Here is a 26,159-nt window from a genome sequence, read left to right as displayed (position 1 = left end):
TCCGTTGGGAGACCCTGTGACGATGACGACCCCGTTCCGCGGCCGTACGCTCGGCGACGGTCAGCCGCTGCGCGGCGACCGCATCCACCGGTACGTGACCGCGTACTGCCCGAAGTGTCATGATCCCGATGCCGACCTCGCGTCGGTCCGGCGGCTGTCGGGCATGCTCATGGTGCGTGACGGGCGGGTGTGGCTCGAGCGCGGATGCCCCGACCACGGCCTCGTGCGAACGCTCTACGACGAGGACCCCGAGATCCTCCGCTACCTCGAGCAGTGGCAGGCGCCGACGAAGCAGCACGTGCCCGACCGCCCCGACAACTACCGGCAGATCCCCGAGGCTTACGCGTACGGACTGCCGGCGATGCAGACGCAGCACACCTGCATCCTCCTCGAAGACGTCACGGAGCACTGCAACCTGCGCTGCCCGACGTGCTTCACGGCGTCGGGGCCGCAGCTCACCGGCGTCGCGCCGCTCGAGACCGTGCTCGCGAATGTCGACGCGCGGCTGGCGCGCGAGAACGGCCGCCTCGACGTGCTCATGCTCTCCGGCGGCGAACCGACGCTGTACCCGCAGCTCGAGGAGCTCCTCGCCGAGCTGGTCGAGCGCCCGGTCGTGCGCATCATGCTCAACACGAACGGGATGCTGATCGCGAGCGACGACCGCATGGTCGAACTCCTCGCCCGCCACCGCGACCGGCTCGAGGTCTACCTGCAGTACGACGGGCCGTCTGCCGAGGCATCCGTCCACCACCGCGGCGGCGATCTCACCCGGTTCAAGGACGCGGCGATCGAGCGTCTGTCGAAGGCGGAGATCTTCACGACCCTCACGATGACCGCGGCCCTCGGGGTCAACGACCACGAGATCGGCGACGTGGTGATGCGCGCCCTCGAAACGCCGTTCGTCAGTGGGATCGCCCTGCAGCCGGTGTTCGGCTCGGGGCGCGGCAACCCCATCGACCCGATGGACAGGCTCACCCACACCGGCGTGCTCGCCCGGCTCGGTCCGCAGACCGGCGGCGTGGTGAACTGGCACGATCTCACCGCGCTGCCCTGCTCGCACCCGCACTGCGCCTCGGTCGGCTACCTGCTCAAGGACGACTCGGGCGTCTGGCGATCGCTCGTCGCCCTCGTCGGGCACGACGAGCTGCTGCAGTGGCTCGAGATCGACCCCGACGGCCTCGCGAACCGGGTCGCCGACCGGTCGATCCCGCTGCAGCTGCGCGAGCTGGTCAAGACGTCGTTCCTCGACCTGCTGAGCGAGCAGGCGTCGCCGGCGGACTCGCGCACGGCGGCGCTCTGGCAGAACGTCTGCCAGCAGTGCGACCTCGGCATCAGCACCCTCGCGACCCTGGCGGCCAGCCGGCTCCCCGGGCAGCGCGACCGGATGCGTCGCCTCATGGGCGAGCGGGTCAAGCGGATCACGATCAAGCCGTTCCAGGACATCTCGAACATGCTCGAGGAGCGCCTGGTGCAGTGCTGCGTGCACGTGGGCACGATCGGCGACGACGGCGGGCAGCAGTGCGCCCCGTTCTGCGCCGTGCAGGCCTGGGGGCCGCTCGCACGCCAGCGGGTGAGCACGGCGTCGCACGCCCGGGCCTCGTCGGGTGCGCCGACGGTCGTCGCCAGCGCCGACCAGCTGCTCGCATCGGTGCGGAGAACGCCGTGACCATCCGGGACGGCGAGGATGCGGCAGCCGCCGCCGCGCGAATCTCGCGCGGCCCGCGGCCGGCCGACATCATCGCCCGTCGCGACGCGGTCGTCGGGGGCGGGGGCCCCGCGGGGGCGGCCGCCGGTGCCGATTCGGCGACGGATGCTCCGCCCTACGATCCGCTCCGGCTGTGCATCTATGCCACCATCGCAGCGCTCGGCTGGCTGCTCGGCCCGCTCGCCCTGACCGTCTTCGCGGTGATCGGATTCGCCGGGTACTGGCGCGCCTGGCGCGGCGGGCTGAAGCGTTCGCGGTGCTGGCTGCGCGACACGCGGCTCGTGCTGCTCTACCTCGGAGTGCTCGCAGCCGCGGGTGCGGCCGGAATCGTGCTGTTCGTCGTGCAGCTGGTGTCGTAGCCCGTCCCCGGGGCCGCGTGCGGCCCGGCGACATCGTCGCTCGCTGGGGGCGTCAGCCCTGGCGGCGCAGGAACTCCACGACCGGCACGGCGAGGTCGGCGGCGGTCTCTGCGGCGGGCCGGCGACGCCCGGCCACGTCGAAGGAGTGGCCGGCGCCCTCGATCCAGAGGAGTTCCGCGTCGCGGCACGAGGCGACCGCCGCTTCGAGCTGCTCGTGCGGATCGACGAACGGATCCTTCGTGCCCGACACGAACAGCTGCGGCGCGTTCACCTGCGGAAGGTGCTCGACGCGCGGCTTGTCGGGTCGTCCCGGCGGGTGGAGCGGATAGCCGAGGTACACGAGCCCGGCGGGAGCGATCGCTCCCTCGGCAGCGGCCATCGAGGCCATGCGACCGCCGTACGAGCGACCGGAGGCCCAGAGCGCGAGCCCGGGCGCCGCCTCGGCGAGCGCGGCGAGAGCGCCGGTCCAGCCGGCGATGGCGTGCGACGCCGGCCCCGGCATCCGTCGCCCCGCCTCGGCGTACGGCAGGTTGAACCGCAGGGTCGTCACCCCGAGCCGCGCCAGCGCACCGGCGAAGCCGGTCACGCCCGGGTGGTCGAAGCGGGTGCCGGCGCCGTGGGTCACGGCGAGCGCCGCCCACGGCTCATCGGCTGCCTCGAGCACCCCCGAGACGGTGGTCGCCCCCGACGGCAGCTCGACCGGGATGCGCAGCGCGAGGCCGGCGTCAGGCCGGTCGGTCACCGGAGTCCTCCGCAGCCGCCCGGTCGGGCGACGGGGCGTCGTGCGCATCGTCAGCGCCGTCATCGGTGGCGGAGGGCGTTGAGTCCGTGGGCGCCGAGCCGGTGTTCGCCGACCCCGTGCTCTCCGAGCCCGTCGCAGCGCTGTCGGGCGCCACGCGCTCCCCATAGCGCGGCGGCTCCTCGTCCGCCGGCGCGGCCGGGCCGGGGGCGGGCGTCGCGGCGGGTGCGGCCAGCGGGGCCGAGGCAGGGGCCGGCGCCGTGCCGCCGCCGAGCACGCCGCGGGCCTTGTGGATGCTGCCGGCCGCGACGGTCACCTCGTAATGATCCGCCACGACCTGCACCACCGACGCGAAATCGCGGCGGCGCCGGACGAACGAGTAGGTGACGATGCTCAGCAGCATCCCGATCGCGATCCCCACGAACAGCACCCCGACGAAGGCCTGGATGGGCACATCGGGCGACCCGATCACGATGATCGCCGAGAAGAGCAGGCCGAGCAGGAGTCCGTTGACCGCACCCGAGCGCGCAGCGGAGGCATAGCCGAGCCGGCCGGTGATCCTCTCGATGGAGCGCAGTCCCGAGCCGACGATCGCGATGTCGCGGGCGGGCACCTCACCGGCGATCAGCGATGAGACGGCCTTCTGCGCACCCTCGTACGTGGGGAACTGCGCCACGGTCTCGCCGACCTCGGTCGAGCCCGATGCCGGGCGCCCTCCGATCATGCTCATCTGCCCATCCTCCCACGGTCGCCGCACTACGCTGGAACGCGTGAGCACGCAGAGGGTATTCGTCGCGCGCCTGTCAGGGTGCTCGGTCTTCGACCCTTCCGGCGACCGTCTCGGCAAGGTCCGCGACGTCGTCGTCGTCTATCGAAAAGACGATCCGCCGCGCGTCGTGGGACTCGTGGTCGAGATCCCGGGCCGTCGGCACGTGTTCCTCTCGATCGGCCGCGTGACCTCGATCGCGACGGGCCAGGTCATCACGACCGGACTCATCAACGTGCGCCGATTCCAGCAGCGCGGCGGCGAGGTGCGGGTCATGGCCGAGATGCTCGGCCGCCGCGTGTTCCTCGCCGACGGCTCGGGCGAGGGCGTCATCGAGGACGTCGCCATCGAGCGCAGCCGGCTCGGCGAGTGGGATGTCGGCCAGCTGTTCCTGCGCCGTCCCCGCACCAGCGCCGCGCCGTTCGCGAAGGGGCCGACCACGTTCGCCGCCTGGCGCGACGTCCGCGAATCGCAGAGCCCGGGAGAAGCGCAGTCCGCCGAGCAGCTCGTGGCCACCTACTCCGACCTCAAGGCCGCCGACCTGGCGAACACGCTCCTCGATCTCCCCGAGGAGCGGCTCATCGAGGTGGTCGAGGAGCTCCCCGACGAGCGACTCGCCGATGCCCTCGAAGAGATGCCCGAAGACGAGCAGGTGCACATCCTCGAGGCCCTCGGCGACGAGCGCGCCGCCGACATCCTCGATGCGATGGAGCCCGACGACGCCGCCGACCTCCTGGGTCAGCTGCCCGAGGCGCGGTCGGAGGAGCTCCTCGACCTCATGGAGCCCGAAGAGGCCGAAGACGTGCGCGCGCTCCTCAAGTACGGACCCGACACCGCCGGCGGACTCATGACGAGCGAGCCGATCGTCCTCTCCGCCGACGCCACCGTCGCAGAGGCCCTGGCTCTCATCCGCCGCCATGAGCTGCACCCCGCCCTCGCCGCGGCAGTGTTCATCACCCTGCCGCCGTACGAGACGCCCACGGGGCGCCTCCTCGGGACCGTCCACTTCCAGCGGATGCTGCGCTACCCGCCGCACGAGCGCCTCGGCGCGATCATCGACGACGCCATCGACGCGGTGCCCGCACAGGCGACCGCCGCAGAGGTGGCGCGCATGCTCGCGAGCTACAACCTCGTCTCGGTGCCGGTGATCGACCAGGCGCACCGCCTCGTCGGCGCGGTCAGCGTCGACGACGTGCTCGACTACCTGCTGCCCGACGACTGGCGCTCGCACGACGAGGACCAGCCGAACACGCCGATCGGAGCCACCCGATGATGGCGAAGGCGTCGCGCCGGCCCGCCCTCGACGCCCCCCGCGGGCGCGGTGGCATGCTGTCGCGCCCGCCGGCACCCTCGCGCGATCGGTTCGGCCGATTCACCGAGTGGGTTGCGCGCGCCATGGGCACGCCGGCGTTCCTCCTCGGCCTCACCCTCTTCTGCGTCGCGTGGATCGCGTGGAACACGCTCATGCCCGAGCAGTACCGGTTCGACTCCGCCGCGAACGGCTTCACCGCGCTCACGCTCATGCTGTCGCTGCAGGCCTCGTATGCCGCGCCCCTCATCCTCCTCGCGCAGAACCGCCAGGACGACCGCGACCGCGTGCAGATCGAGCAGGACCGCCAGCGCGCGGAGCGCAACCTGGCCGACACCGAATACCTGGCGCGCGAGATCGTGGCCCTGCGGATGGCGCTCACCGACCTGACCGGAGAGGTCCTCACCCGCGACGTGCTGCGCACCGAGCTGCGCGCCACCCTCGATCGCCTCGATTCGGCCGAGGCGGGCGAGGGCTCGCGATGAGCACGCCGTCCGTCGACGACGTCCGGCGTGCCGTCGCCGCGGTGACCGACCCGGAGCTGCGCCGCCCGATCGGCGATCTCGACATGGTGCGCAGGATCGACCTCGACGGCGCGGTGGCCCGCGTCGGGATCGTGCTCACGATCGCGGGATGCCCGGCGGCGGAGCGCATCAGCAGCGACGTCCGCGCGGCCGCGGCATCCGTCCCCGGCGTCGACGACGTCGAGCTCGAGGTCGGCGTCATGACACCCGAGGAGCGGCGTGCCCTCACGGAGAAGCTGCGCGACGGTCGCGCGCCCCGCGAGATGCCGTTCGGTCCCGACTCCCTCACGCGCATCATCGCCGTGACCAGCGGCAAGGGCGGCGTCGGCAAGTCGACCCTCACCGCCAATCTCGCCGTCGCGCTGGCCGAGCGCGGCCTCGCCGTCGGGCTCATCGACGCCGACGTGCACGGGTTCTCGATCCCGGGGCTCCTCGGACTGGTCTCCCCCGACGGGTCGGTGCCGCAGCCGACACGCATCGACGACCTCATGCTGCCGCCGGTCGCGCACGGCGTGAAAGTGATCTCGATCGGCATGTTCCTCCGGCGCTCCGAGAGCGACGGGCCCCTCGGCGCCGTCGCCTGGCGTGGGCCGATGCTGCACCGCACCGTGCAGCAGTTCCTCACCGACGTGCACTTCGGCGACCTCGACGTGCTGCTGCTCGACATGCCGCCGGGCACCGGCGACGTCGCGATCTCGGTCGGTCAGCTGCTCCCCCACGCCGAGGTCCTCGTCGTGACCACGCCGCAGTCCGCGGCGTCCGACGTCGCTGTGCGCAGCGCCGTGGTGGCGCGGCAGACCGGTCAGCGTGTCATCGGCGTCATCGAGAACATGGCCGCGATGACGCTCCCCGACGGATCGACGCTCGACCTGTTCGGCGCCGGCGGCGGCGCGGAGGTGGCCGAGTCGCTGTCGGCCGGTGGCGAATCGGTGCCCCTTCTCGGCTCCGTCCCGCTGAGCCCGGCGCTGCGAGCCGGTGGCGACGCGGGTGCCCCCGTGGTCGTGGGTGCGCCGACGGATGCCGCGGCGGAGGAGATCCGCCGCATCGCGGCATCCCTCGCCACGTCTCGCCGCGGACTCGCCGGGCGATCGCTCCCCCTGCGTCTGCAGTGACGCGAGCTCGGGTCAGGTCGCTTCGGCGTCGAACGGCGGACGCTCGCCGGCCCGGAACGGCTCCCGCGCGGGCGCGGAGGCGACGGGCGGGGTGATCGGCGCCGGCGCGGCGACCGCAGGGACGGATGCCACCCCCGGCGCATCATCGAGCAGCGCCTCGCGGATGATGCGCCGCGGGTCATACTGACGGGGGTCGAGGGTCTTCCAGTCGACGTCGTCGAAGTCCTCGCCCATCTCGTCGCGCACCCGCGTCCTCGCGGAGCTGACCCAGTCACGGGCACGTCGGGTGAAGTTCGCCAGCGACTCCGCGTAGCGGGGAAGACGCTCCGGGCCGATGACGAAGGCTGCGATGACGCCGATCAGCAGCAGCTTCTCGATCGTGAGGCCGAAGAACATGGGATCAGGTTACCCGTCGCGCCTGGTCGGTCCGCGCCACGTCGCCGCGTAGGCTGTGACGCGGAGGAATGACGATGGCAGAGCAGAGCGCGAACCAGCGGTTCGCCGACGAGGCCACGGTCGAACCCGAGCACATCTCGCGCGCCCGCGCGCATGCGCTGGAGCTCGGCGCGGCACCCATCAGCGCGACGATCGGCGCGCAGTGCGCGGTGCTGGCGGCGGCCTCGCAGGCGCTCAACATCGTCGAGATCGGCACGGGCGCCGGCGTATCGGGCCTGTGGCTGCTCCACGGCGCGCCCCGCGCGACCCTCACCACGATCGACAAGGAGCCGGAGCACTTGGGCGCAGCGCGTCAGGCGTTCGCCGAGGCGAAGATCCCGCCCGCACGTGCCCGGTTCATCACCGGCCGCGCGGCCGACGTGCTCCCGCGCATGAACGAGGCGTCATACGACATCGTCCTCGTCGACGCAGACCCGGAGGGCGTCATCGAGTACGTCGAGCACGGCCTGCGTCTGGTGCGCTCGGGCGGCACGGTCCTCGTCCCGCGCGTCATGGCCGGTGGCGCGGTCGCCGACCCCGTCAAGCGCGACGCCGTCACGACCGCATACCGCTCCCTCATCCAGGAGACGCAGGGCTCCCCCGCCGTCATCGGCGCGCTGTCCATCGTCGGCGAGGGCCTGCTCCAGCTCACCACGGTCCCCGAGCGCGACTGACCGCCGGCCGCCCGGTGCGGCGGGCCCGGCATCCGGGTACGCGGAACGGCCGGTCCCGAAGGACCGGCCGTTCTCCGCTTCTTTGCGTCTAGGCTGCGTTGACGACGCCGCCCAGGACGTCGTAGAGCTCCTTGGCCTCAGCGTCGTTCACCGACACGACGAGGCGCCCACCGCCCTCAAGCGGCACGCGCACGATGATGAGGCGACCCTCCTTCACCGCCTCCATCGGCCCGTCTCCGGTTCGCGGCTTCATGGCTGCCATTGCGGCTCCCTTTCATCGATGGTCTGCGACGTCCAGTCTATCCCGCGCCCGGCACCCTGGTTTCGCACGACGTCGGACCGGTGGACAGCGTCCGGTTCAGGGCACGCGCCAGAACTCATTCCCGAGTGCGTACATCTCGTGGATCCACCACCACTGGCCGGCGACGCAGGCGACGAGCATCGTCACCCGCCACAGGGTCGACCGGGGTGCGGCGACCGCACCCCACAGCGGCGACAGCGGCAGGAGGAGGCGGAAGATGCTCGACTGCGGGAAGAACACGAGCAGGAGGTACACGAGGTAGCTGGCCGACCAGAGGCGCACCTCCACTCCGAGGCGCTTCACGTGCGGCTCGAAGATCAGCACCGCCGCGATCGCCGCGACTCCGAGTGCGAGGACCACGTAGCCGACGGTCGCCGTCGATCCCCACACCGATCCGAACCAGAAGCCCGCTGCCGAGATCACGCCCTCGAACGGGACGAAGACCGCCTCCCCGGGGATCCAGTTGCGCCGCCACGAAAGCTCGGTTGCGAGATACGCACCGGGGTCACCGGTCACCCACCCCACGATGAGCTGCCACGAGAAGCCCACCGCGACGGCAAGCGCGCCGAGCGCGATGATGTGCACGATCTCGCGCACCGGCAGCGGCTCCTGCCGACGGCGGACCCAGCGCCAGATGCCGTAGAGCCCGAGGAAGAGGGCGAATGCGAGCACGCCCGGGCGGGTGTATCCCATGAGCGGGACGAGCAGGTACAGCCAGCCGTACCGACGCCGTTGCACGCCCCACAGCGCCAGGAAGAGCCAGAAGAGGAACAGCCCCTCGGCGTATCCGACCTGGAAGAGCGCCGCCAACGGCCCCGCGGCGAAGAACACCGTCGCCCAGGTGGCTGCGGTCTCGTCGAGGCGTTCGCGCAGCATCCGGTACAGCACGTACGACGCGCCGTAGCCTGCGACGATCGCGACGATGAACGCGCCGACCGCCCACGTGCCTCCGAACGGGAGCGCGACGGCCTTCGCGAGGTATGCGAACAGCGGCATGAACGCCCACTGATTCTCGGCGACGCTCCCGCCGTCGGTGAGCGGCAGATCGGCCGGGTAGCCGGTCTCCGCGACGATCCAGTACCAGCGGGCGTCCCATCCGAGGATGAGGTCGGTGAGGGTCGCGTCGGGCCCGAAACGCGAGTCGAAGCCCGACTGCTCGGCGGCCGTCACCAGGAATATCGTCGTGACGACGCGCGCCGAGAGATAGAGGATGCCGATGCGCAGCGCCGCGGGAAGGTGCTTCCACCCTCCCGACCGCGTCGCCGCCGCCGACGTCAGCGCTTCGCCAGCCACGTCCGCAGACCGGCCTCGACCGAGGCGATCTGCTCCACCGGCACCCGCTCCTCGTCGTGGTGGGCGAGGTGGGGGTCGCCGGGGCCGTAGTTCACGGCGGGGACGCCCATCGCACTGAACCGCGCGACATCGGTCCAGCCGTACTTCGGGCGCGGCTCGGCGCCGACCGCCGCGAGGAACTCCTGCGCGAGCGGCGCGTCGAGCCCGGGGCGTGCACCCGCGGCGAGATCGACGATCTCGACGTCGAAGCCCTCCAGGACGTCGCGGACGTGCTGCTCCGCCTCGGCGGCGCTGCGACTCGGAGCGAAGCGGTAGTTCACCTCGACCTCGCACAGGTCGGGGATGACGTTGCCTGCCACGCCCCCGCCGATGCGCACGGCGTTGAGTCCCTCGCGGTATGCCAGACCCTCGACCTCGATCTCGCGCGGGCGGTATTCGGCGAGGCGGGTGAGGATGGGCGCCGCACGGTGGATGGCGTTCTCGCCGATCCATGCGCGGGCGCTGTGCGCCCGGACGCCGTGGGTGCGGGCGATTGCGCGCAGGTTGCCGTTGCAGCCGCCCTCGACGGCGCCGTTCGACGGCTCACCCAGGATCGCGAAGTCGGCTGCGAACAGGTCGGGGCGCGTGCGCGCGAGGCGGGTCAGTCCGTTGAGGTCGGCGTCGACCTCTTCGTGGTCGTACCACATCCACGTGATGTCGACGCGGGGGTCGGCGAGCTCCGCGGCCAGCTTGAGCTGAACCGCGACGCCCGCCTTCATGTCGACGGTCCCACGCCCCCAGAGATGCGGCACGCCGTCGATCTCGATGTCGCGTGTGGGGAGGTTCGCGTTGATCGGCACGGTGTCGATGTGCCCCGCGATCGCCACGCGCTGCGCCCGCCCGAGGTCGGTGCGCGCGACGATCGTGTCGCCGTCGCGGTGGATCTGCAGATGCGGCAGGTCGGCGATCGCCTCGTGGATGGCGTCGGCGAGGGTGACCTCATCGCCTGACACACTCGGGATGTCGCAGATCGTGCGCGTGATGTCGAGAGAGGAGGCTGACAGATCGAGCACCGGCATCCCCCGAGTCTAGCCAGCCGTCATCGGACACGACGGCGCGCAGCGGCGCGCTAGCGTTGACAGCATGAGTGAACGATGGGTGTGGGGCGTCGGCCTCGCGACGACGGCAGGCGACGGCACGGTTCTCGACACGTGGTACCCCGAGCCGCAGGCGGGCGCCGCGCCGGCCGGTTTCGACCTCGACGCGGCTGCGGGTCGCTTCGGCCACCTGATCGGTGCCGACGAGCGGCGCGGCGTGACCGTGGCAGCGGTGCTCGTCGAGATCGACCTCGATGCCGCCCCCGCATCGACGTCCGACGCCTACCTGCGACTTCACGCGCTCTCGCACCTGCTCGCGAAGCCGAACGAGGTCAACCTCGACGGCATCTTCGGGCACCTCCCGAACGTCGCCTGGACGAACGCCGGACCCGTTCACCCCGACGACCTCACGCGGCTGCGCCCGGCGCTCCTCCGCGCCGGCATCCAGGTGCAGGGCCTCGACAAGTTCCCGCGGCTCCTCGACTACGTCACCCCCGCGGGCGTGCGCATCGCCGATGCATCCCGCGTCCGTCTCGGTGCCCACCTCTCCCCCGGCACCACCGTGATGCACGAGGGGTTCGTCAACTTCAACGCCGGCACCGTCGGCCAGTCGATGGTCGAAGGCCGCATCTCGCAGGGCGTGGTGGTCGGCGACGGCAGCGACATCGGCGGCGGCGCCTCGATCATGGGCACCCTGTCGGGCGGCGGCACCCACAAGGTCTCCATCGGAGCCCGCACCCTGCTCGGCGCGAACTCGGGCATCGGCATCTCGCTCGGCGACGACTGCGTCGTGGAGGCGGGCCTGTATGTCACCGCCGGCACGAAGATCGTCCTCGCCGACGCGGCTCCCACCGCCGACGGCAGCCGCCCGATCGTCAAGGGTGCCGAGCTCTCAGGCCGTGACGGCATCCTCTTCCGGCGCAACTCCGTATCGGGCGCCGTCGAAGCCGTGGGGCGCGCCGGGGTCGGCGTGACCCTCAACGAGGCACTGCACGCCTGACGTGCAAGCATGACGAGAGGCCCGGGTGCTCCCGGGCCTCTTGTCATGTGCGGACGTGCGGCGTGTCAGCCCTGACCGGGGTAATTGCGCTCGCCCGCGCCGATGTACAGCTGCTGCGGGCGGCCGATCTTGGTCTGCGGGTCGCGGGTGGCCTCGCGCCACTGGGCGAGCCAGCCGGGAAGGCGGCCGATCGCGAACAGCACGGTGAACATGCGGGTCGGGAAGCCCATCGCCTTGTAGATGACGCCCGTGTAGAAGTCCACGTTCGGGTAGAGGCGACGCTCCCGGAAGTAGTCGTCGTTGAGGGCGATCTCCTCGAGCTCCTTCGCGAGGTCGAGAAGCGGGTCGCTGACGCCGAGCGCCTCGAGCACCTCGTCGGCCGACTCCTTCACGAGCTTCGCACGCGGGTCGTAGTTCTTGTAGACGCGGTGCCCGAAGCCCATGAGCTTCACGCCGTCTTCCTTGTTCTTGACCCGCTCGACGAAGCGCTGCACGCTCTCGCCCGAGTCGCGGATGCGGCCGAGCATGTCGAGGACCGCCTCGTTGGCTCCACCGTGCAGCGGACCGTAGAGGGCGTTGATGCCGGCCGAGATGGAGGAGAACTGGTTCGCCCCGGTCGAGCCCACCAGGCGCACCGTCGACGTCGAGGCGTTCTGCTCGTGGTCTTCGTGGAGGATGAGCAGGCGCTCGAGGGCGCGCGACATGACCGGGTTGACCTCGTAGACCTCGGACAGCACGCCGAAGTTGAGCTTCAGGAAGTTGTCGACGAAGCCGAGCGAGTTGTCGGGGTAGAGGAAGGCCTGGCCGACGCTCTTCTTGTGCGCGTACGCCGCGATCACGGGGAGCTTGGCGATCATGCGGATCGTGTTGAGCTCGACGTGCTCGGGGTTGTTCGGGTCGGACTCGTTCTCGTAGTACGTCGAGAGCGCCGCGGTGGCGGCCGAGAGGACCGACATCGGGTGCGCGGTGTGCGGGAGCGCGGGGAAGAAGCGCTTGAGGTCCTCGTGCAGCAGTGTGTGCCGGCGGATCTTGTTGTCGAACTCGGCCAGTTCGTCGGCCGTCGGGAGCTCACCGTAGATGAGCAGCCAGGCGACCTCGAGATACGTGCTGTTCTTCGCCAACTGCTCGATCGGGTAGCCGCGGTAGCGCAGGATGCCCTTGTCGCCGTCGATGTACGTGATCGCCGACTTCGTCGCCGCGGTGTTGACGAATCCGTAGTCGAGCGCCGTGTGGCCGGTCTGGCGCGTCAGGCTCGCGAAGTCGATGCTCGACGAGCCGTCTGTGGCGTGCAGGATCGGGAATTCGACGGCCTTGCCGTCGACCGTGAGTGTGGCCTTCTCCTGCTGGGTGCCCGCGTCGTTCACGGCGCCTCCTCGCGATTTCTGGTCGTTCCGGGGGTCATTCGGCCGGGACGCGATGTGGGATGCGCGGCCGGGCGGCCGGTGCGCACGATGGGCGAGATAGCCGCACCTGTGCGCCTCTACAGCCTAGTGGGCGCGCACGCCTACTGTTGACACGGCCAAAGGCTCACGGCCCGACGTGGAGGATTCCTCCGGTCACCCGGCCCCGTGGAGCCGAGCCGCCGCCGCGGCGATGCGCTCGTCGGTCGCCGTGAGCGACAGGCGCACGTGATTCGGGTGGTGCGCCCCGTAGAAGTGGCCGGGGCCGGCGAGGATTCCGAGATCGGCGAGCCGGCCCACGCTCTCCCACGCGTCACGACCCTCCGTCGCCCAGAGGTAGAGCCCGGCCTCGCTCGCGTCGACGCGGAATCCCGCGGCTTCGACAGCGGGCTTGAGCAGTGCGCGCCGAGCGCGGTACAGCTCCTTCTGCCGCGCGACGTGCTCGTCGTCGGCGAGGGCCGCCTCCATGGCCTGCTGCACGGGCCACGGGAGCATGAGCCCGAGGTGCTTGCGGGCGGTGAGGAGGCCGCCGACCACGTCCGCGTCGCCGGCGAGGAAGGCGGCGCGGTACCCGGCGAGGTTCGACTGCTTGCTCAGCGAGTACACCGACAGCACACCGGTGAGGTCGCCGTCGGTCACTGCAGGATCGAGCGCCGACGGTATGGGCTGCTCATCCCACGGGGCGTCCCAGCCGAGTTCGGCGTAGCACTCGTCGGATGCGAGCACCGCTCCGAGCTCCCGCGCGTGCACGCGCGCGGATCGCAGTGCCGGGACGTCGAGCACCCGGCCGTCGGGGTTGCCGGGCGAGTTGACCCACACCAGCCGGGTCGCGGCGGGCCACTCGGCGGGGTCGTCCGACGCGAACGGCGTCGCGCCCACCAGGCGAGCTCCCACCTCGTACGTCGGGTACGCCGCCCGCGGATGCACGACGACGTCGCCCGGACCGAGGCCGAGGAGCAGCGGCAGAAGTGCGACGAGCTCCTTCGAGCCGACCGTGGGCAGCACGTTCTCGGTGCCGAGACCCGTCACGCCGCGACGGCGGGCGTACCAGGCGACGATCGCCTCGCGCAGCGCTGGAGTTCCCATCGTCTGCGGGTAGGCGTGGGCATCGGTCGCTGCCGCGAGGGCGTCGCGCACCAGCGCGGGGGTCTCATCGACCGGGGATCCGATCGACAAGTCGACGATGCCGCCCGCATGCTCCCGTGCGCGCTTCGCATACGGCGCGACGGCATCCCACGGGTAGTCGGCGAGGTCGGCGACCCCCACGATCAGTGATCCTGCGGAGGGAGCGCCGAGATGATCGGGTGGTCCTTCGCGATGACGCCGGTCTTGGCGGCGCCGCCCGGGGAGCCGATGTCGTCGAAGAACTCGACGTTGGCCTTGTAGTAGTCCTGCCACTCGTCGGGGAGGTCGTCTTCGTAGTAGATCGCCTCGACGGGGCACACCGGTTCGCAGGCGCCGCAGTCGACGCACTCGTCGGGGTGGATGTACAGCGACCGCTCACCCTCGTAGATGCAGTCCACGGGGCACTCGTCGATGCACGCGCGGTCCTTGACGTCCACACACGGAAGAGCGATCACATACGTCACGCAGCCAGTCTACCCAGCCGCGGGTGCGCTCAGTCCGCAGGGGCCATGCGCTGCGGCCACGCGACCACTCCGGCGACGATCAGCGGGAGCGCGATGGTCCAGACCATCGCGAGCCCCGTCTGCGGGACGACGACCGATCCGCCGGGGCCGCTGCCCGAGAACATCAACGTCGCGACCATCATGCCCAGCCCCGCCGCGAGCGCCGCCCAGCGATCCTCGGTGAGCAGCCGCACGGCGACCAGGAGCGCGCCGCATCCGATGATCCCCAGCACGAGCCCGAGGGGGAACCAGCCGACGCTGTAGGCGTGCGCCACCGTGCCCGCTGCACCGTAGACGAGACCGACGATTCCACCGACGAGCCAGGTGCCCACGCGGGCGAGCGAGAGCGAGCGCATCCTCCGATGCTACCCGCGCCGCTGCCGCTCCACCGGCTCTGCAGGCGCCGGCGGTCAGCCTGCCCAGCCCCACAGGCGCAGCAGCGCCGCGGTGAGGGCCGCGGCGACCACGACAACCAGGAACGGGGCGCGGATCAGCAGGAGCCCGGCGGCGACGAGCAGCGCAGGGACGCGCGCATCCACCACCAGCTCCTGCCCGACGCCGAGCGTCTGCACCGCCACGAGGGCGGCGAGGAGCGCCACCGTGAGCAGGTCGGCGATCCGCGAGACGCGCGGGGCTTCGAGCACGCGCGCCGGCACGAGGTACCCGGCGGTCTTGAGCGCCACGCAGATGATCGACGCGATGAGGATCGCGTTCCAGAGCGTCACGGGAGTCCTCCGCGCTCGGGCACATCGTCGGGCTCGTCCCAGTCCTGCCCGCTCGCGCGGCGCACCGGCGACGAGAACCAGTTCGCCCAGCCGACGACCACCGCCACCAGGGCAGCGATGATCACGGGCAGTCCCGGCATGAGAACCGGTGTCAGCATCGTCGCGACGACGGCCGCAGCGACGCCCACCACGATCGGCTGGCGTGCACGCAGACGCGGCCACAGCAGCGCGAGGAAGGCCGCCGCAGCGGCGGCGTCGAGGCCGTAGGCGCGCACGTCGCCCAGCACGTCGCCGAGGAGCGCTCCGGCGAGGGTGGAGATGTTCCAGCCGACGTAGATGCCGATGCCGGTCACCCAGAACCCGACGGTGCGCGCACGGGCCGAGGACTGCGCGAGCGCGACGGCGGTCGACTCGTCGATGGTGAAGACGGATGCCGCGGCGCGGCGCCAGAACCCGGCGCCGATGATCGGCGACATCCGCATCCCGTACGCCGCGTTGCGCACGCCCAGCAGGGCCGCCGACGCGATCGCCGCCGGCGCAGCGGCGAGGCCGCCCGAGGCGATCACCCCGACGAACGCGAACTGCGACCCGCCGGTGAACATCAGGAGGCTCAGCACGCAGGTCTGCCAGACGTCGAGTCCGGCAGCGACCGCCAGCGCGCCGAACGAGATGCCGTAGGCGCTCGTGGCGATCGCCACCCCCGCCGCCTCGCGGGCGGCGCGACGGGCCTCGCCCGGCGCCGCGGCGTCGTCGAAGTGCGCGTCGGTCACCGTCCGATGCTATCGACGGCCGGAGACGACGACACCGGGCCGCCGCGATGCGGGTGGCCCGGTGCCGGTCGTGCGATTCAGGTCAGGCGTTCGCGTCCTGGCGCTTCAGGCGCGACGCGGCGCGGCCGCGCTCGGTCGCGTCGAGCACGACCTTGCGGATGCGCACCTTCTCGGGCGTGACCTCGACGCATTCGTCGTCGCGGGCGAACTCGAGGCTCTCCTCGAGCGTGAGCAGACGCGGCGGGGTCATCGACTCGAAGGAGTCCGAGGTCGACGAACGCATGTTCGTGAGCTTCTTCTCCTTGGTGATGTTCACGTCCATGTCGTCGGCGCGCGAGTTCTCGCCGATGACCATGCCCTCGTAGACCTCTTCGGTCGGCTGCACGAAGAAGCTCATGCGCTCCTGCAGGGCGATCATCGCGAACGGGGTGACGACACCGGTGCGGTCGGCGACGATGGAACCGTTCTGACGCGTCGTGATGGCGCCGGCCCAGTCGTCGTAGCCGTGCGAGATGGCGTTGGCGATGCCGGTGCCGCGCGTGATCGTGAGGAATTCGCTGCGGAAGCCGATGAGGCCGCGCGAGGGGACGATGAACTCCATGCGCACCCAGCCGGTGCCGTGGTTGGTCATCGTGTCCATGCGCCCCTTGCGCGCCGCCATGAGCTGCGTGATCGCACCGAGGTGCTCTTCGGGCGCGTCGATCGTGAGGTGCTCGAACGGCTCCTTGACCTTGCCGTCCTCGCCCTTGCGGGTCACGACCTGGGGCTTGCCGACGGTGAGCTCGAAGCCCTCGCGGCGCATGTTCTCGACGAGGATGGCGAGGGCGAGCTCACCGCGGCCCTGCACCTCCCACGCGTCGGGGCGACCGATGTCGACGACCTTGAGCGAGACGTTGCCGATGAGCTCGCGGTCGAGGCGGTCCTTCACCATGCGGGCGGTGAGCTTGTGCCCCTTCACCTTGCCCATGAGGGGCGACGTGTTGGTGCCGATCGTCATCGAGATGGCGGGGTCGTCGACCGTGATGGCCGGCAGCGGCCGGACATCCTCGGGGTCGGCGATCGTCTCGCCGATCGTGATCTCCTCGATGCCGGCGATGGCGACGATGTCGCCCGGGCCGGCCGACTCGGCCGGGTAGCGCTCGAGGGCGCGGGTCTTGAGCAGCTCGGTGATGCGGGCGTTCGAGTACGAGCCGTCGTGGCGCACCCAGGCGACCGTCTGGCCCTTCTTCAGCGTGCCGTTGAACACGCGCAGGAGCGCGAGGCGCCCCAGGAACGGGCTCGAGTCGAGGTTGGTGACCCAGGCCTGCAGCGGCGCCTCATCGTCGTACTCGGGAGCCGGGACATGCTCGAGGATCGCCTCGAACAGCGGCTCGAGGTCGTCGTTGTCGGGCAGGTCGCCGTTGGCGGGGCGGGTGCGCGAGGCGGCGCCGGCGCGGCCGGAGGCGTAGACGACGGGCACGTCGAGCAGGGCGTCGACGTCGAGGTCGGGCACGTCCTCGTGGAGGTCGGAGGCGAGGCCCAGGAGCAGGTCGTGCGCCTCCTCCTCGACCTCCGCGATGCGGGCGTCGGGGCGGTCCGTCTTGTTCACGAGGAGGATGACGGGGAGCTTCGCCTCGAGGGCCTTGCGCAGCACGAAGCGGGTCTGCGGGAGCGGACCCTCGCTCGCGTCGACGAGCAGCACGACGCCGTCGACCATCGACAGGCCGCGCTCGACCTCGCCGCCGAAGTCGGCGTGGCCGGGGGTGTCGATGACGTTGATCGTCACCGGCACGTCGGTGTGGACGCCGTTGTAGGTGATCGCCGTGTTCTTGGCGAGGATCGTGATGCCCTTCTCGCGCTCGAGGTCGTTCGAGTCCATCGCGCGCTCTTCGACGTGCGCGTGCTCGCCGAACGAGCCGGTCTGGCGGAGCATGGCGTCGACGAGCGTGGTCTTGCCGTGGTCGACGTGCGCGACGATCGCGACGTTACGGAGGTCCGGGCGGAGGGCGCGCGCCATGAGGGAATCCTTGCGAGAGTGGGAAAGTTTCGGATGCCGTCGGTGCGATCGGCACACGAGCGACGGTCAAGCCTACCGCAGGCCGCGGGGCGAAGCCTGAGGGCCCGCGCACCGTGCGGTGCGCGGGCCCTCAGGCGGATGACGGATGCCGCCGGGTGTCAGCTCGCGGTGCGTCCGAGCAGGGCCGCGCGGGCCGCGCGGCGCTGCTTCTGCTCCACCGGGTCGGGCACCGGCACGGCCGAGATCAGCCGCTTGGTGTAGTCGTTCTGCGGGTTGCGGAGGATCTGCTCCTTCGAGCCCTGCTCGACGATCTTGCCGTGCTGCATCACCGCGATGCGGTCGGCGAGCAGATCGACGACGGCGAGGTCGTGCGTCACGAAGAGCGTCGCGAACTGCTTCTCCTTCTGGATCTGCTGGAGCAGCTCCAGCACGCGAGCCTGCACCGACACGTCGAGCGCGCTGGTCGGCTCGTCGGCCACGAGCACCGTCGGGTCGAGCGCGAGTGCGCGGGCGATGCCGATGCGCTGACGCTGACCGCCCGATAGCTCGTGGGGGTAGCGGTTGCGGAAGTCGCGCGGCAGCTCCACCAGGTCGAGGAGGTCCTCGACGCGCTTCGAGATGTCCTTGCGTCCGCGTCCGGCGAGCTCGAGGGGCTCGCCGATCGACTCGCCGACGGGCCAGCGCGGGTTGAGCGACGAACCCGGGTCCTGGAACACGATGCCGATCTTGCGGCGCACCGCGCGCAGCTCCTTGGCGTCGACGCCCACCATGTCCTGGCCGGCGACGCGGAGCATCCCCTCCGCGGTCGGGACGAGACCGACGACGGCGCGCGCGATCGTGGTCTTGCCCGATCCCGACTCGCCGACGAGCCCGGTGACCTCGCCCGGCATGATCGCCAGCGAAGCGCACTCGACGGCCCGGAACGCGGGCACCCGGCCGCGCTTGGGGTAGTCGATCGAGACGTCCTTCAGGTAGAGCGCGGCGGTCTCCTCGTTGCGGTCGACGGCGATCTCGTGGCTCGCCTCACCGAGGCCGAGGTGCGGGACCGCCCCCATGAGCGCCTTCGTGTACGGGTGCTCCGGCTCGGTGAAGATCTTCGCCGCGGTGGCGTGCTCGACGACGGCGCCGTCCTTCATGACCATGACGTCGTCGGCCATGTCGGCGACGACGCCCATGTCGTGGGTGATCAGGATGATCGCCGAGTCCAGCTTCTGGTGGAGGTTGCGCAGCAGATCGAGGATCTCGGCCTGCACCGTCACGTCGAGGGCCGTCGTCGGCTCGTCGGCGACGAGCACCCGCGGGTCGAGCGCGATCGACTGCGCGATCATCGCGCGCTGGCGCTGACCGCCCGACAGCTGGTGCGGGTACGAGTTGTACGCCTTGGTCGGGTCGGGCATCTCGACCAGGCGGAGCAGCTCGATCGCACGCTCCTTGGCGAGCTTGCGCGTCATCTTCGAGCGATGCGTGAGGAGGGTCTCGGAGATCTGGAACCCGATCGTGTAAACCGGGTTGAGAGCCGTCATCGGCTCCTGGAAGATCGCGGAGATCCCCTCGCCGCGCACTTTGCGGAGCTGCTCGATGGGTGCGCCGACCAGTTCGCGGCCCGCGAGGCGCGCGCTGCCGGTCACGCGGGCGTTCTTGGGCAGGAGGCCCATGATCGCCATGGAGCTCGTGCTCTTGCCCGAACCCGACTCGCCGACGATCGCCAGCACCTTGCCCGGCATCAGGTCGTAGGAGACGTGCTTGGCTGCGGCCGCCCAGCGGTCACCCACCCAGAACTCGACCCCGAGGTTCTTCACGGACAGCACGGGGCCGCCCTCCTGCGGTGCGTGGGAGGCGCCGCGCGCCTCTTTGCTCGTACTCATCGTGTGGTCCCTCGTGTCAGGATGGTCGAATGTCCCAGCCGGTCGTCTTCCGTCCGCGCGGCGGGGTGATCCTCGCGATCTGTGCGATCGCGGTGTGCGTCACAGCCCTCGTCTTCATGGCCGTCTCGGACGGCCTCGGATCGCTGGCCCGCTGGGGCTGGCCGATCGTCCTCGTGGCGTGGCTCGCGTACCTGCTCTACGTGCATCCGCGGGTCACCGTCACCGACGGCTTCGTCGAGGTGCGCAACCTCGTGCGCACCCACCGCGTGCCCTGGGGCGACGTCGACGAGGTGGACTCGCGCTACGCGCTCACCATCACGACGCGCTCCGGTGCCCGCATCCGCGCCTGGGCGGCTCCCGCCCCGGGCGCCCGTCAGGCACTGTCGACGAGGCGCGAGGAGGTCGCCGGCGTGCCCGGCGAGGGTGACAGCCGCCGCCCGTCCGACTCGGAGTCGAGCCTGTCGGGCGGAGCCGCGGCGCTCGTGCGCCGCACCCTCGAGACGTACCGCCGCCAGGGCGGTGCCGACCTGGAGGGCGGCACCGCCACGACGTGGAACATCCCGGCGCTCGTGGTGACCGTCGCGCTGGTCGCGGCGGCCCTGTTCAGCCTGGCCTGACCTCACGCCCGGCCGCCCTGGGGCGTGTCGTCGTCGTCGAAGCCGCTGTCGGGGCGCGTGGCGGGGTCCTCGTCGCGCGCAGCGCGCGACTCCGACTCCTCGAGGTACGCGTCCGGCAGCTCCGGGTCGTCGAACGACGTCGGGACGTCGGCCATCTGCACGGCCTGCACCGACGGGATCGCCGCCACCGCGCGCTGCGCCTTGCGGCCCACCGTGCGCTGCTGGCGCGGGTCGAACGCATCGCGCAGACCGTCGCCGATGAAGTTGATGCACAGCGCCAGGATGACGATGAACAGACCCGGCCACCAGAACAGCCACGGCCGCGTGCGGAACGCCTCGCGGTACTCGCTGATGATCTGGCCGAGCGACACGTCGGGGGGCGTGATGCCGAACCCGATGAAGCTCAGCGCCGCCTCGGTCAGAACCGCGGCGCTCATGAGGAGCGTGGTGTTGACGATGATGACGCCGACCGCGTTCGGCAGGATGTGCCGGAAGATGATCCGCCCGCTGCTGGCGCCGGCCACGCGCGCGGCATCCACGAACTCGCGTTCGCGCAGCGCCAGGAAGTCACCGCGGACCAGACGCGCGAGGCCCGTCCAGCTGAGGAGACCCAGGAAGACGCCGAACACGATGGCGTTGCCGCCGAACAGCTTTCCGAAGATCGAGCCGATGACGATGATCGGGATAATGATGATCACGTCGGTGAAGCGCATGAGGAGCGAGTCGGTCCAGCCGCGGAAGAAGCCCGAGAGCGCACCGACGAGGGTGCCCATCACCAGCGACAGGACGCCGACGAGGAACATGACCGTCAGCGACTGCTGGGTGCCGCGCATGACCTGGGCGAAGATGTCCTTGCCCAGGGTGTCCTGACCGAACGGGTGCTCGCCGAGGCTGAACGGCCACAGCGTCAGCGTGGGCTGACCGCCGTTGACGATCGGGTAGCTGGTCCACCAGTTGAGGGGCCACCAGCCCGGGATGCGGTAGCCGTCGATGCTCAGCGTGCCGTCGGACAGCGCCGTGAGCTTGCCCGTGCCGCCGACGACGGTGCCGACCGAGGTGAAGGCCAGCACGATCACGATGACGAGCACGACGAGCGAGATCATCGCTCCGCGGTGGCGCAGGAACCGGCGGCGCACGAGGGCGCCCTGGCTGAGGCCGGCGATCGCCTTCTGCTCGATGCTCTGCTCGCTGCCGCGGTCTTCCTGCGGCGCGTCTGTGGGGATTGTGGTCGCCATGTCAGCTCACCCGGATCCTGGGGTCGAGTGCGGAGTACAGCAGGTCCGCGACGAGGTTGAAGATGACGGCGAGGATGCCCGTGACGACGAAGAAGCCCATGACGAGGTTGACGTCACCGAGTTCGAGGCCGTCGACGAAGAGTGCACCCATGCCCTTCCAGGCGAAGATCGTCTCGGTGATGACCGCGCCGCCGATGAGCGCACCGATGTCGAACGCGATGATCGTCGCGATCGGGATGAGCGCGTTGCGCATCGAGTGGCGCATCACGACGGTGCGCTCGGTGAGGCCCTTCGCCCGCGCGGTGCGCACGTAGTCCTGGTTCATCACCTCGAGCAGGCTCGCCCGCGAGTAGCGCGTGTAGGCCGCGATCGACACCAGCGCCAGCGCGATCGTCGGGAGGACGAGGTGCGCGAAGCCGTCGAGGATCTCGAACCACATGTCGCCCTGCAGACCCGGCGTGCGCGATCCGATGGTCGCGATGACGCCCGACTGCGGGATGCGGTCGACGTAGTCCGTGTACACGAGCATGACACGGTCGACGACGATCACGAAGAACGTGATGAAGCTGACGATCGCGGCGGTGCGCGCCGTCTCCTTCTTGCCGTCGCCGCCGACGAGGATGCCGACCCCGATCGCGAACGCGATGCCGACGACACCGACGCCGAGGAGCATCCATGCAGTGGGGACGTAGAAGAAGAGGTACTGCAGCGGCTGGTACAGCGCCAGCCAGATGCCGACGGTGATGAGCGATGCGTATAGCGCCCGGCGGTTGGCGAGGCCGGTCGACAGCGCCGTGACGCCGATCGCGGCGCCGATGCCGGTGATCGCGACGCCGATGATGCCGATGCGCGGGTCCGAGAACCAGCCGGTGGCGCCGAGGAGGAAGAGCAGTCCGCCGGTGGCGACGAACGCCGAGGCGAAGGCGATGAGGCGCTTCTTCCAACTGCCGCCGAGGATGCTCATCACGATGATTCCCCAGACGAGGCCGGTGATGAGCACGGCAGGCACCGTGACGACGGGGTCGCTCAGGAATTCGTTGAAGCGGATCGCACCGTACTCCTTGAGGAGCACCGCGACCCAGAAGATCGGGAGCGAGTACACGATGAACGTGAGGAACGTGACGGTGTAGTCGAAGCCGCTGTACTGACGCAGAGCGGTCAGGATGCCGATCGTGATGCCGAAGATGATGGCGACGATGGTCGCGGCGGTGACGAGCTGGATCGTCGACGACGCTGCTGCGCCGACGGCATCCGTCACCGGCTGATAGCTGCGCGTGAACGCGGTTCCGAGATCGCACTCCAGGACGAAGGGCACGAGGCACTTCGACGCCCCCGCGAGCCATGAGAAGTAGCGGACGACGATCGGCTGGTCGAGGCCGAGCTGAGCCGTTCGGAAGGCGATGAGCTCCTCACGGTTGGGGGCGCTCGACCCCCTCAGGTCGTTCAGCGGGTCGGACGTGATCGCTGTCAGCGTGTACACGACGAATGAGGCGACGAGCAGGACCAGAAGGGTCGCGCCCAGACGCCTCAGGATGAAGGTCAGCATCGCCGGCCTCCACGCGGGGAGTTCAGATTGCTCATGGAGTTCGTTCCGATCGGGAGCGGTGTGCTCAAGCTACTACGCCGATGTACGGACAGGTATGGCTGTCCGCGTGACGACGTGACTGTGGGCGCCGGGGGTCACCACGGCGCCCACAGTCGGTTCGGTGTCGTCCTGAGGGAGCGGCTGGGCCGCTCCCTCAGGAGAGGTCGACCGAGTAAGGATTACTCGGCAGCGGCCTCCACCGGGGTCCACTCCCAGTAGTTCCAGAAGTAGTCCGGGCTCAGCGGCATCGACTTGACCTCGCTGACCTGGTCGCTCGAGACGAGCAGACCCGGGAACTGGAAGATCGGCAGCGACACGGCGTCAGCCCAGATGCCCGTCTCGGCCTGCTCGAGCAGGTCGGTCTGAGCGTCGAAGTCCGACGTCTTGTTCAGCTCGAGAAGCGTCGCGGTGACGTCCTCGTCGCAGTAGCCGTTGTAGTTGCCGCCCTTCTGGAGCGGGTCGCTGTAGCAGGCGTAGATCTGGTCGGATCCACCGACTGCGAGGCTGGTCTGCGACCAGGCGAACAGCGTGGCGTCGTGGTTGTTGATCGGAACCGCGGCGGGGTCCGTGAACAGCCAGTCGGGCTCGCTCTCGTCGACCAGCGTGAAGCCGGCGAGTGCAGCCGAAGCGGCGATCAGCTCGAACTCCTGACCACGACGGACGTTGCCCTCGGGGTACCAGAAGCCGACCTCGACCGGACCGGACACGCCGGCCTCGGCGAGCAGCGCCTTGGCGCCGTCGATGTCGACCTCGGCGTAGTCGGCCGAGCCGTTGGCCTCCGACAGCACCGGGTAGCGCTCGGTGTCGGCGGGGCTGACGAGGTGGGTGTTGCGCACCTCGGCGTCAGCCTGCAGCGGCTTGATGATCTTGTCGACGATCTCCTGGCGCGGGACCGTCTTCAGGAACGCCTGGCGGACGGCGAGAGCCTTGGCCTCGTCGCCACCGTAGGTGGCCGGGTCGAACGGGCCGCCGTTGTTGACCGTGAGGTCGACGTGCTCGTGCGAAGCCTGGACGGCGGTCTGCACGGTTGCGGTGTCGATCTCGTTCGCGAGAGCGAGGATGTCGGCGGTCGGCTGACCGGTCCAGATGTCGAGCTCACCGGCCTCGAGAGCCTGCAGCGCCGTGGTCGAGTCGGTGATCGTGCGAACCGTGATCTTCTCGAACTTGGGCGACGGGCCCCAGGTGAACAGCGGGTTGGCGGCCAGGGTGATGTACTGGTCCTCGACGATGTCGTCGATGACGTACGCACCGCTGGTCAGCGCGGCAGCCGGGCTGTCGGGCAGGGTGGTGTAACCGTAAGCGGTGTTCCACGCCTCACCGAGAGCGGAGAGGACCTCTTCGTCGCCGTCCTGGATGGCGGTGACGACCTTCTCCTTGGCGGTCTCGGCGAACTCCTTGGCGGCGTCCTGGTAGGCGGTGAGGTCATCCTCTTCGTCCGAGCCGACGTAGGTGTCGTAGGCGGCCTGCACATCGGCGTACTCGTCCGGGAAGGCGAGCGCGTAGGTGCCGTGAGCCGAGACGCCGAGCGGGCCGACGAGCTCCCAGTCCACGTACGGCTCCGAGTAGACGAGCGTGATCTTCTTGTCGTCGATCTCGGGGGTCTCGGTGACCAGCGCGTAGCCGGTGGTGGCGGCCGGCGCGAACGCGTCGGTGACATTGCCCGAGATGGCAGCCCACTGCAGGAGCATGTCGGCCTCGTCGATCGGCACTCCGTCGGACCACACGGCGTCAGCCGTGATGGTGTACTCGACGGTCAGCGGGTCGTCCGAAACCTTCTCGAACGAGCCGAAGTCCTCGTTGTGCACGAGCTCGGGCGTGTTGTTGTAGTACGAGAAACCGGTGTCGGTCATGTACTTGACGTTGCCGTTGGCAGTGTTGTTGCCGGCGCCGCTGTCGTCGTTGAAGTGGAAGAACCCGGAGTTGTACGCAACCGTGATCTCCGTGCCTTCCACGACTTCGGATTCGTAGGGGTTCCCGCAGCCGGCGAGCACGATTGCGCCCACTGCCACGATCCCCACGCCCGCCGTAAGACGTGCGATCTTCACATTTCCTCCTGTGCAAGGGTTAAGTGTCCAGCCTGTGGGAGCTCTGGACACGGACACGGACACACTAAGCACGGGTAGCGTCCATTCCAAACCGGATCGACAAACCGTTACATATCCTTAACTCGAAGCGACGTGCGTGTGACAATCTGACAACGTGGATGCTTCGCCGGATCTGAATGTGCCAGATCGCCCCGTGCTCGATCGCGCGGCTCGCACGCGCCTGTGGTGGGAGATCGGCATCCTCCTCGCCCTGTCGGTCGGACGCTCCGCCCTGTACTCCGTACTCGCCCTCGTTCAGGCGCTCACCCGGGAGCAGTCGCTCGGGGATCAGTCGACCGCGCTCAACCCGTCAGCGGACGCGCAGGCCTTCTGGGATGTGCTCTACCAGTTCCTCGCGGTGGGCTTCGGACTCGTCGCCGTGGCCCTGGCACTCTGGCTGCTGTGGGAGCCGGGCTCGTCTGCGTTCCGCCGGATCGGGCTCGACTTCCGTCATCCGCTCGGCGACCTCGGCAAGGCGGCGCTGCTGCTCGTCGTGATCGGCGTGCCCGGCCTCGCCCTGTATGCCGGAGGTCGGGCGCTCGGCATCACGGTGCAGGTCGACGCCTCGCCGCTCGACCCCTCCTGGTTCACGGTTCCCCTTCTGCTCCTCGCGGCGCTCCGGGCCGGACTCACGGAGGAGGTCATCTTCATCGGGTACCTGTTCGACCGCCTCCGCCGGCTCGGGTGGGGCTGGTGGACGATCATCCTGTCGACCGCGGGACTGCGCGCGGCCTACCACGCCTACCAGGGCTTCGGTCCGATCATCGGCAACTTCGCGATGGGGGTGGTGTTCGGCTGGTGCTATCGCCGCTGGGGCCGGGTGATGCCCCTCGTGATCGCGCACGCACTGATCGACATCGTCGCGTTCATCGGCTACCCGCTGGCCGCCGCGCTCTGGCCCGGCGTGTTCGCCCCCGCCCCGACGCCCACGCCGACGCCGACCCCCACGCCGTGACGTGGG

General features: G+C 70.2%; 26 protein-coding genes. 9 read left to right on the top strand and 17 right to left on the bottom strand.

Features of this window, described 5'->3' with window-relative positions; all coding sequences use genetic code 11:
- The first annotated feature begins 22 nt into the window (after nt 1-22).
- Together JOD63_RS04790 and JOD63_RS04785 are read left to right on the top strand one after the other, a co-directional pair.
- A complete protein-coding gene (locus JOD63_RS04790; RefSeq protein WP_084613291.1) occupies nt 23-1,666 on the top strand; it encodes a radical SAM protein in 1,644 nt (547 codons plus the stop codon).
- Nucleotides 1,663-2,064, top strand: coding sequence for a hypothetical protein (locus JOD63_RS04785; RefSeq protein WP_245243874.1), 402 nt, complete (start codon nt 1,663-1,665; stop codon nt 2,062-2,064). Before JOD63_RS04790 ends, JOD63_RS04785 begins: the two co-directional genes overlap by 4 nt.
- Nucleotides 2,065-2,116: 52 nt before the next feature.
- Here JOD63_RS04785 and JOD63_RS04780 read toward each other — a convergent pair whose 3' ends face one another.
- Nucleotides 2,117-2,806 carry an alpha/beta hydrolase family protein gene (locus JOD63_RS04780; protein ID WP_307803159.1) on the bottom strand — a complete coding sequence of 230 codons (690 nt, stop codon included), beginning with the start codon at nt 2,804-2,806 and terminating at the stop codon, nt 2,117-2,119.
- On the bottom strand, nt 2,790-3,533 hold the full coding sequence (locus JOD63_RS17705) for a general stress protein (protein ID WP_245243873.1): 744 nt from the start codon (nt 3,531-3,533) through the stop codon (nt 2,790-2,792). The genes JOD63_RS04780 and JOD63_RS17705 overlap by 17 nt, the downstream gene beginning before the upstream one ends.
- Before the next feature lie 40 nt (nt 3,534-3,573).
- Between JOD63_RS17705 and JOD63_RS04770 the strand changes: the two genes are divergently transcribed.
- From JOD63_RS04770 to JOD63_RS04760, 3 genes are read left to right on the top strand one after another with little or no spacing between them, the layout of a single operon-like run.
- Nucleotides 3,574-4,842 (top strand): magnesium transporter MgtE N-terminal domain-containing protein, encoded by a 1,269-nt coding sequence (locus tag JOD63_RS04770; protein WP_045275777.1) that lies wholly within the window; start codon nt 3,574-3,576, stop codon nt 4,840-4,842.
- The gene (locus JOD63_RS04765) at nt 4,842-5,363 is read left to right on the top strand and encodes a DUF1003 domain-containing protein (protein WP_045275800.1); all 522 of its coding nucleotides are present in this window, start codon (nt 4,842-4,844) and stop codon (nt 5,361-5,363) included. The genes JOD63_RS04770 and JOD63_RS04765 overlap by 1 nt, the downstream gene beginning before the upstream one ends.
- Nucleotides 5,360-6,514 carry an Mrp/NBP35 family ATP-binding protein gene (locus JOD63_RS04760; protein WP_045275776.1) on the top strand — a complete coding sequence of 385 codons (1,155 nt, stop codon included), beginning with the start codon at nt 5,360-5,362 and terminating at the stop codon, nt 6,512-6,514. Before JOD63_RS04765 ends, JOD63_RS04760 begins: the two co-directional genes overlap by 4 nt.
- Nucleotides 6,515-6,526: 12 nt before the next feature.
- On the opposite strand, the gene JOD63_RS04755 is transcribed toward JOD63_RS04760, so the two are convergent.
- Nucleotides 6,527-6,910, bottom strand: a complete 384-nt coding sequence (locus JOD63_RS04755) for a Sec-independent protein translocase family protein (RefSeq protein WP_045275775.1) — start codon at nt 6,908-6,910, stop codon at nt 6,527-6,529.
- A gap of 74 nt (nt 6,911-6,984) precedes the next feature.
- Here JOD63_RS04755 and JOD63_RS04750 point away from each other — a divergent pair, with 74 nt between their 5' ends.
- Complete coding sequence (locus tag JOD63_RS04750; protein ID WP_045275774.1) at nt 6,985-7,623, top strand: O-methyltransferase; 639 nt, start codon at nt 6,985-6,987, stop codon at nt 7,621-7,623.
- 88 nt (nt 7,624-7,711) lie between these two features.
- Here the strand turns inward: JOD63_RS04750 and JOD63_RS04745 are convergent, their stop codons facing one another.
- The 3 genes from JOD63_RS04745 to dapE form a co-directional block, all read right to left on the bottom strand.
- Nucleotides 7,712-7,885, bottom strand: coding sequence for a DUF3117 domain-containing protein (locus JOD63_RS04745; protein WP_019179788.1), 174 nt, complete (start codon nt 7,883-7,885; stop codon nt 7,712-7,714).
- A gap of 96 nt (nt 7,886-7,981) precedes the next feature.
- Nucleotides 7,982-9,217 carry a hypothetical protein gene (locus JOD63_RS04740; RefSeq protein ID WP_245617993.1) on the bottom strand — a complete coding sequence of 412 codons (1,236 nt, stop codon included), beginning with the start codon at nt 9,215-9,217 and terminating at the stop codon, nt 7,982-7,984.
- Nucleotides 9,199-10,275, bottom strand: a complete 1,077-nt coding sequence (gene dapE, locus JOD63_RS04735) for a succinyl-diaminopimelate desuccinylase (protein ID WP_045275773.1) — start codon at nt 10,273-10,275, stop codon at nt 9,199-9,201. Before dapE ends, JOD63_RS04740 begins: the two co-directional genes overlap by 19 nt.
- A 64-nt stretch (nt 10,276-10,339) precedes the next feature.
- Between dapE and dapD the strand changes: the two genes are divergently transcribed.
- Nucleotides 10,340-11,293 (top strand): 2,3,4,5-tetrahydropyridine-2,6-dicarboxylate N-succinyltransferase, encoded by a 954-nt coding sequence (gene dapD, locus JOD63_RS04730; RefSeq protein ID WP_045275772.1) that lies wholly within the window; start codon nt 10,340-10,342, stop codon nt 11,291-11,293.
- 65 nt (nt 11,294-11,358) lie between these two features.
- Here dapD and JOD63_RS04725 read toward each other — a convergent pair whose 3' ends face one another.
- The 8 genes from JOD63_RS04725 to JOD63_RS04690 all read right to left on the bottom strand — a co-directional run bounded on the left by JOD63_RS04725 (nt 11,359) and on the right by JOD63_RS04690 (nt 19,677).
- Complete coding sequence (locus JOD63_RS04725) at nt 11,359-12,657, bottom strand: citrate synthase (protein ID WP_084613529.1); 1,299 nt, start codon at nt 12,655-12,657, stop codon at nt 11,359-11,361.
- Between the two features lie 192 nt (nt 12,658-12,849).
- Nucleotides 12,850-13,959, bottom strand: coding sequence for a succinyldiaminopimelate transaminase (gene dapC, locus JOD63_RS04720; RefSeq protein WP_045275771.1), 1,110 nt, complete (start codon nt 13,957-13,959; stop codon nt 12,850-12,852).
- Nucleotides 13,960-13,961: 2 nt separating this feature from the next.
- Entirely contained in the window at nt 13,962-14,282 is a 321-nt protein-coding gene (gene fdxA, locus JOD63_RS04715; protein ID WP_045275770.1) for a ferredoxin, read from the bottom strand.
- Between the two features lie 29 nt (nt 14,283-14,311).
- The gene (locus tag JOD63_RS04710; protein WP_045275769.1) at nt 14,312-14,677 is read right to left on the bottom strand and encodes a hypothetical protein; all 366 of its coding nucleotides are present in this window, start codon (nt 14,675-14,677) and stop codon (nt 14,312-14,314) included.
- A 54-nt stretch (nt 14,678-14,731) separates the two neighbouring features.
- The gene (locus JOD63_RS04705) at nt 14,732-15,046 is read right to left on the bottom strand and encodes an AzlD domain-containing protein (RefSeq protein WP_045275768.1); all 315 of its coding nucleotides are present in this window, start codon (nt 15,044-15,046) and stop codon (nt 14,732-14,734) included.
- The gene (locus JOD63_RS04700; RefSeq protein ID WP_045275767.1) at nt 15,043-15,816 is read right to left on the bottom strand and encodes an AzlC family ABC transporter permease; all 774 of its coding nucleotides are present in this window, start codon (nt 15,814-15,816) and stop codon (nt 15,043-15,045) included. Before JOD63_RS04700 ends, JOD63_RS04705 begins: the two co-directional genes overlap by 4 nt.
- A gap of 82 nt (nt 15,817-15,898) precedes the next feature.
- The gene (typA, locus tag JOD63_RS04695) at nt 15,899-17,812 is read right to left on the bottom strand and encodes a translational GTPase TypA (RefSeq protein WP_045275766.1); all 1,914 of its coding nucleotides are present in this window, start codon (nt 17,810-17,812) and stop codon (nt 15,899-15,901) included.
- A gap of 158 nt (nt 17,813-17,970) precedes the next feature.
- Nucleotides 17,971-19,677, bottom strand: a complete 1,707-nt coding sequence (locus JOD63_RS04690; protein WP_211088048.1) for a dipeptide ABC transporter ATP-binding protein — start codon at nt 19,675-19,677, stop codon at nt 17,971-17,973.
- Between the two features lie 29 nt (nt 19,678-19,706).
- Between JOD63_RS04690 and JOD63_RS04685 the strand changes: the two genes are divergently transcribed.
- Nucleotides 19,707-20,294, top strand: coding sequence for a PH domain-containing protein (locus JOD63_RS04685; RefSeq protein ID WP_052682514.1), 588 nt, complete (start codon nt 19,707-19,709; stop codon nt 20,292-20,294).
- Between the two features lie 2 nt (nt 20,295-20,296).
- On the opposite strand, the gene JOD63_RS04680 is transcribed toward JOD63_RS04685, so the two are convergent.
- The 3 genes from JOD63_RS04680 to JOD63_RS04670 all read right to left on the bottom strand — a co-directional run bounded on the left by JOD63_RS04680 (nt 20,297) and on the right by JOD63_RS04670 (nt 25,159).
- The gene (locus JOD63_RS04680) at nt 20,297-21,529 is read right to left on the bottom strand and encodes an ABC transporter permease (protein ID WP_084613528.1); all 1,233 of its coding nucleotides are present in this window, start codon (nt 21,527-21,529) and stop codon (nt 20,297-20,299) included.
- Between the two features lies 1 nt (nt 21,530).
- Complete coding sequence (locus tag JOD63_RS04675) at nt 21,531-23,075, bottom strand: ABC transporter permease (RefSeq protein ID WP_045275764.1); 1,545 nt, start codon at nt 23,073-23,075, stop codon at nt 21,531-21,533.
- A 218-nt stretch (nt 23,076-23,293) separates the two neighbouring features.
- Entirely contained in the window at nt 23,294-25,159 is a 1,866-nt protein-coding gene (locus tag JOD63_RS04670) for an ABC transporter family substrate-binding protein (protein ID WP_045275763.1), read from the bottom strand.
- Between the two features lie 178 nt (nt 25,160-25,337).
- Here JOD63_RS04670 and JOD63_RS04665 point away from each other — a divergent pair, with 178 nt between their 5' ends.
- Complete coding sequence (locus JOD63_RS04665) at nt 25,338-26,153, top strand: CPBP family intramembrane glutamic endopeptidase (RefSeq protein WP_245617991.1); 816 nt, start codon at nt 25,338-25,340, stop codon at nt 26,151-26,153.
- Nucleotides 26,154-26,159 lie beyond the last annotated feature (6 nt).

This window comes from Microbacterium terrae (assembly GCF_017831975.1).
GTDB classification, from domain to species: Bacteria; Actinomycetota; Actinomycetes; order Actinomycetales; family Microbacteriaceae; genus Microbacterium; species Microbacterium terrae.
Note: the sequence above shows the minus strand (reverse complement) of the source record. Positions and strands in the feature narration are given on the sequence as shown.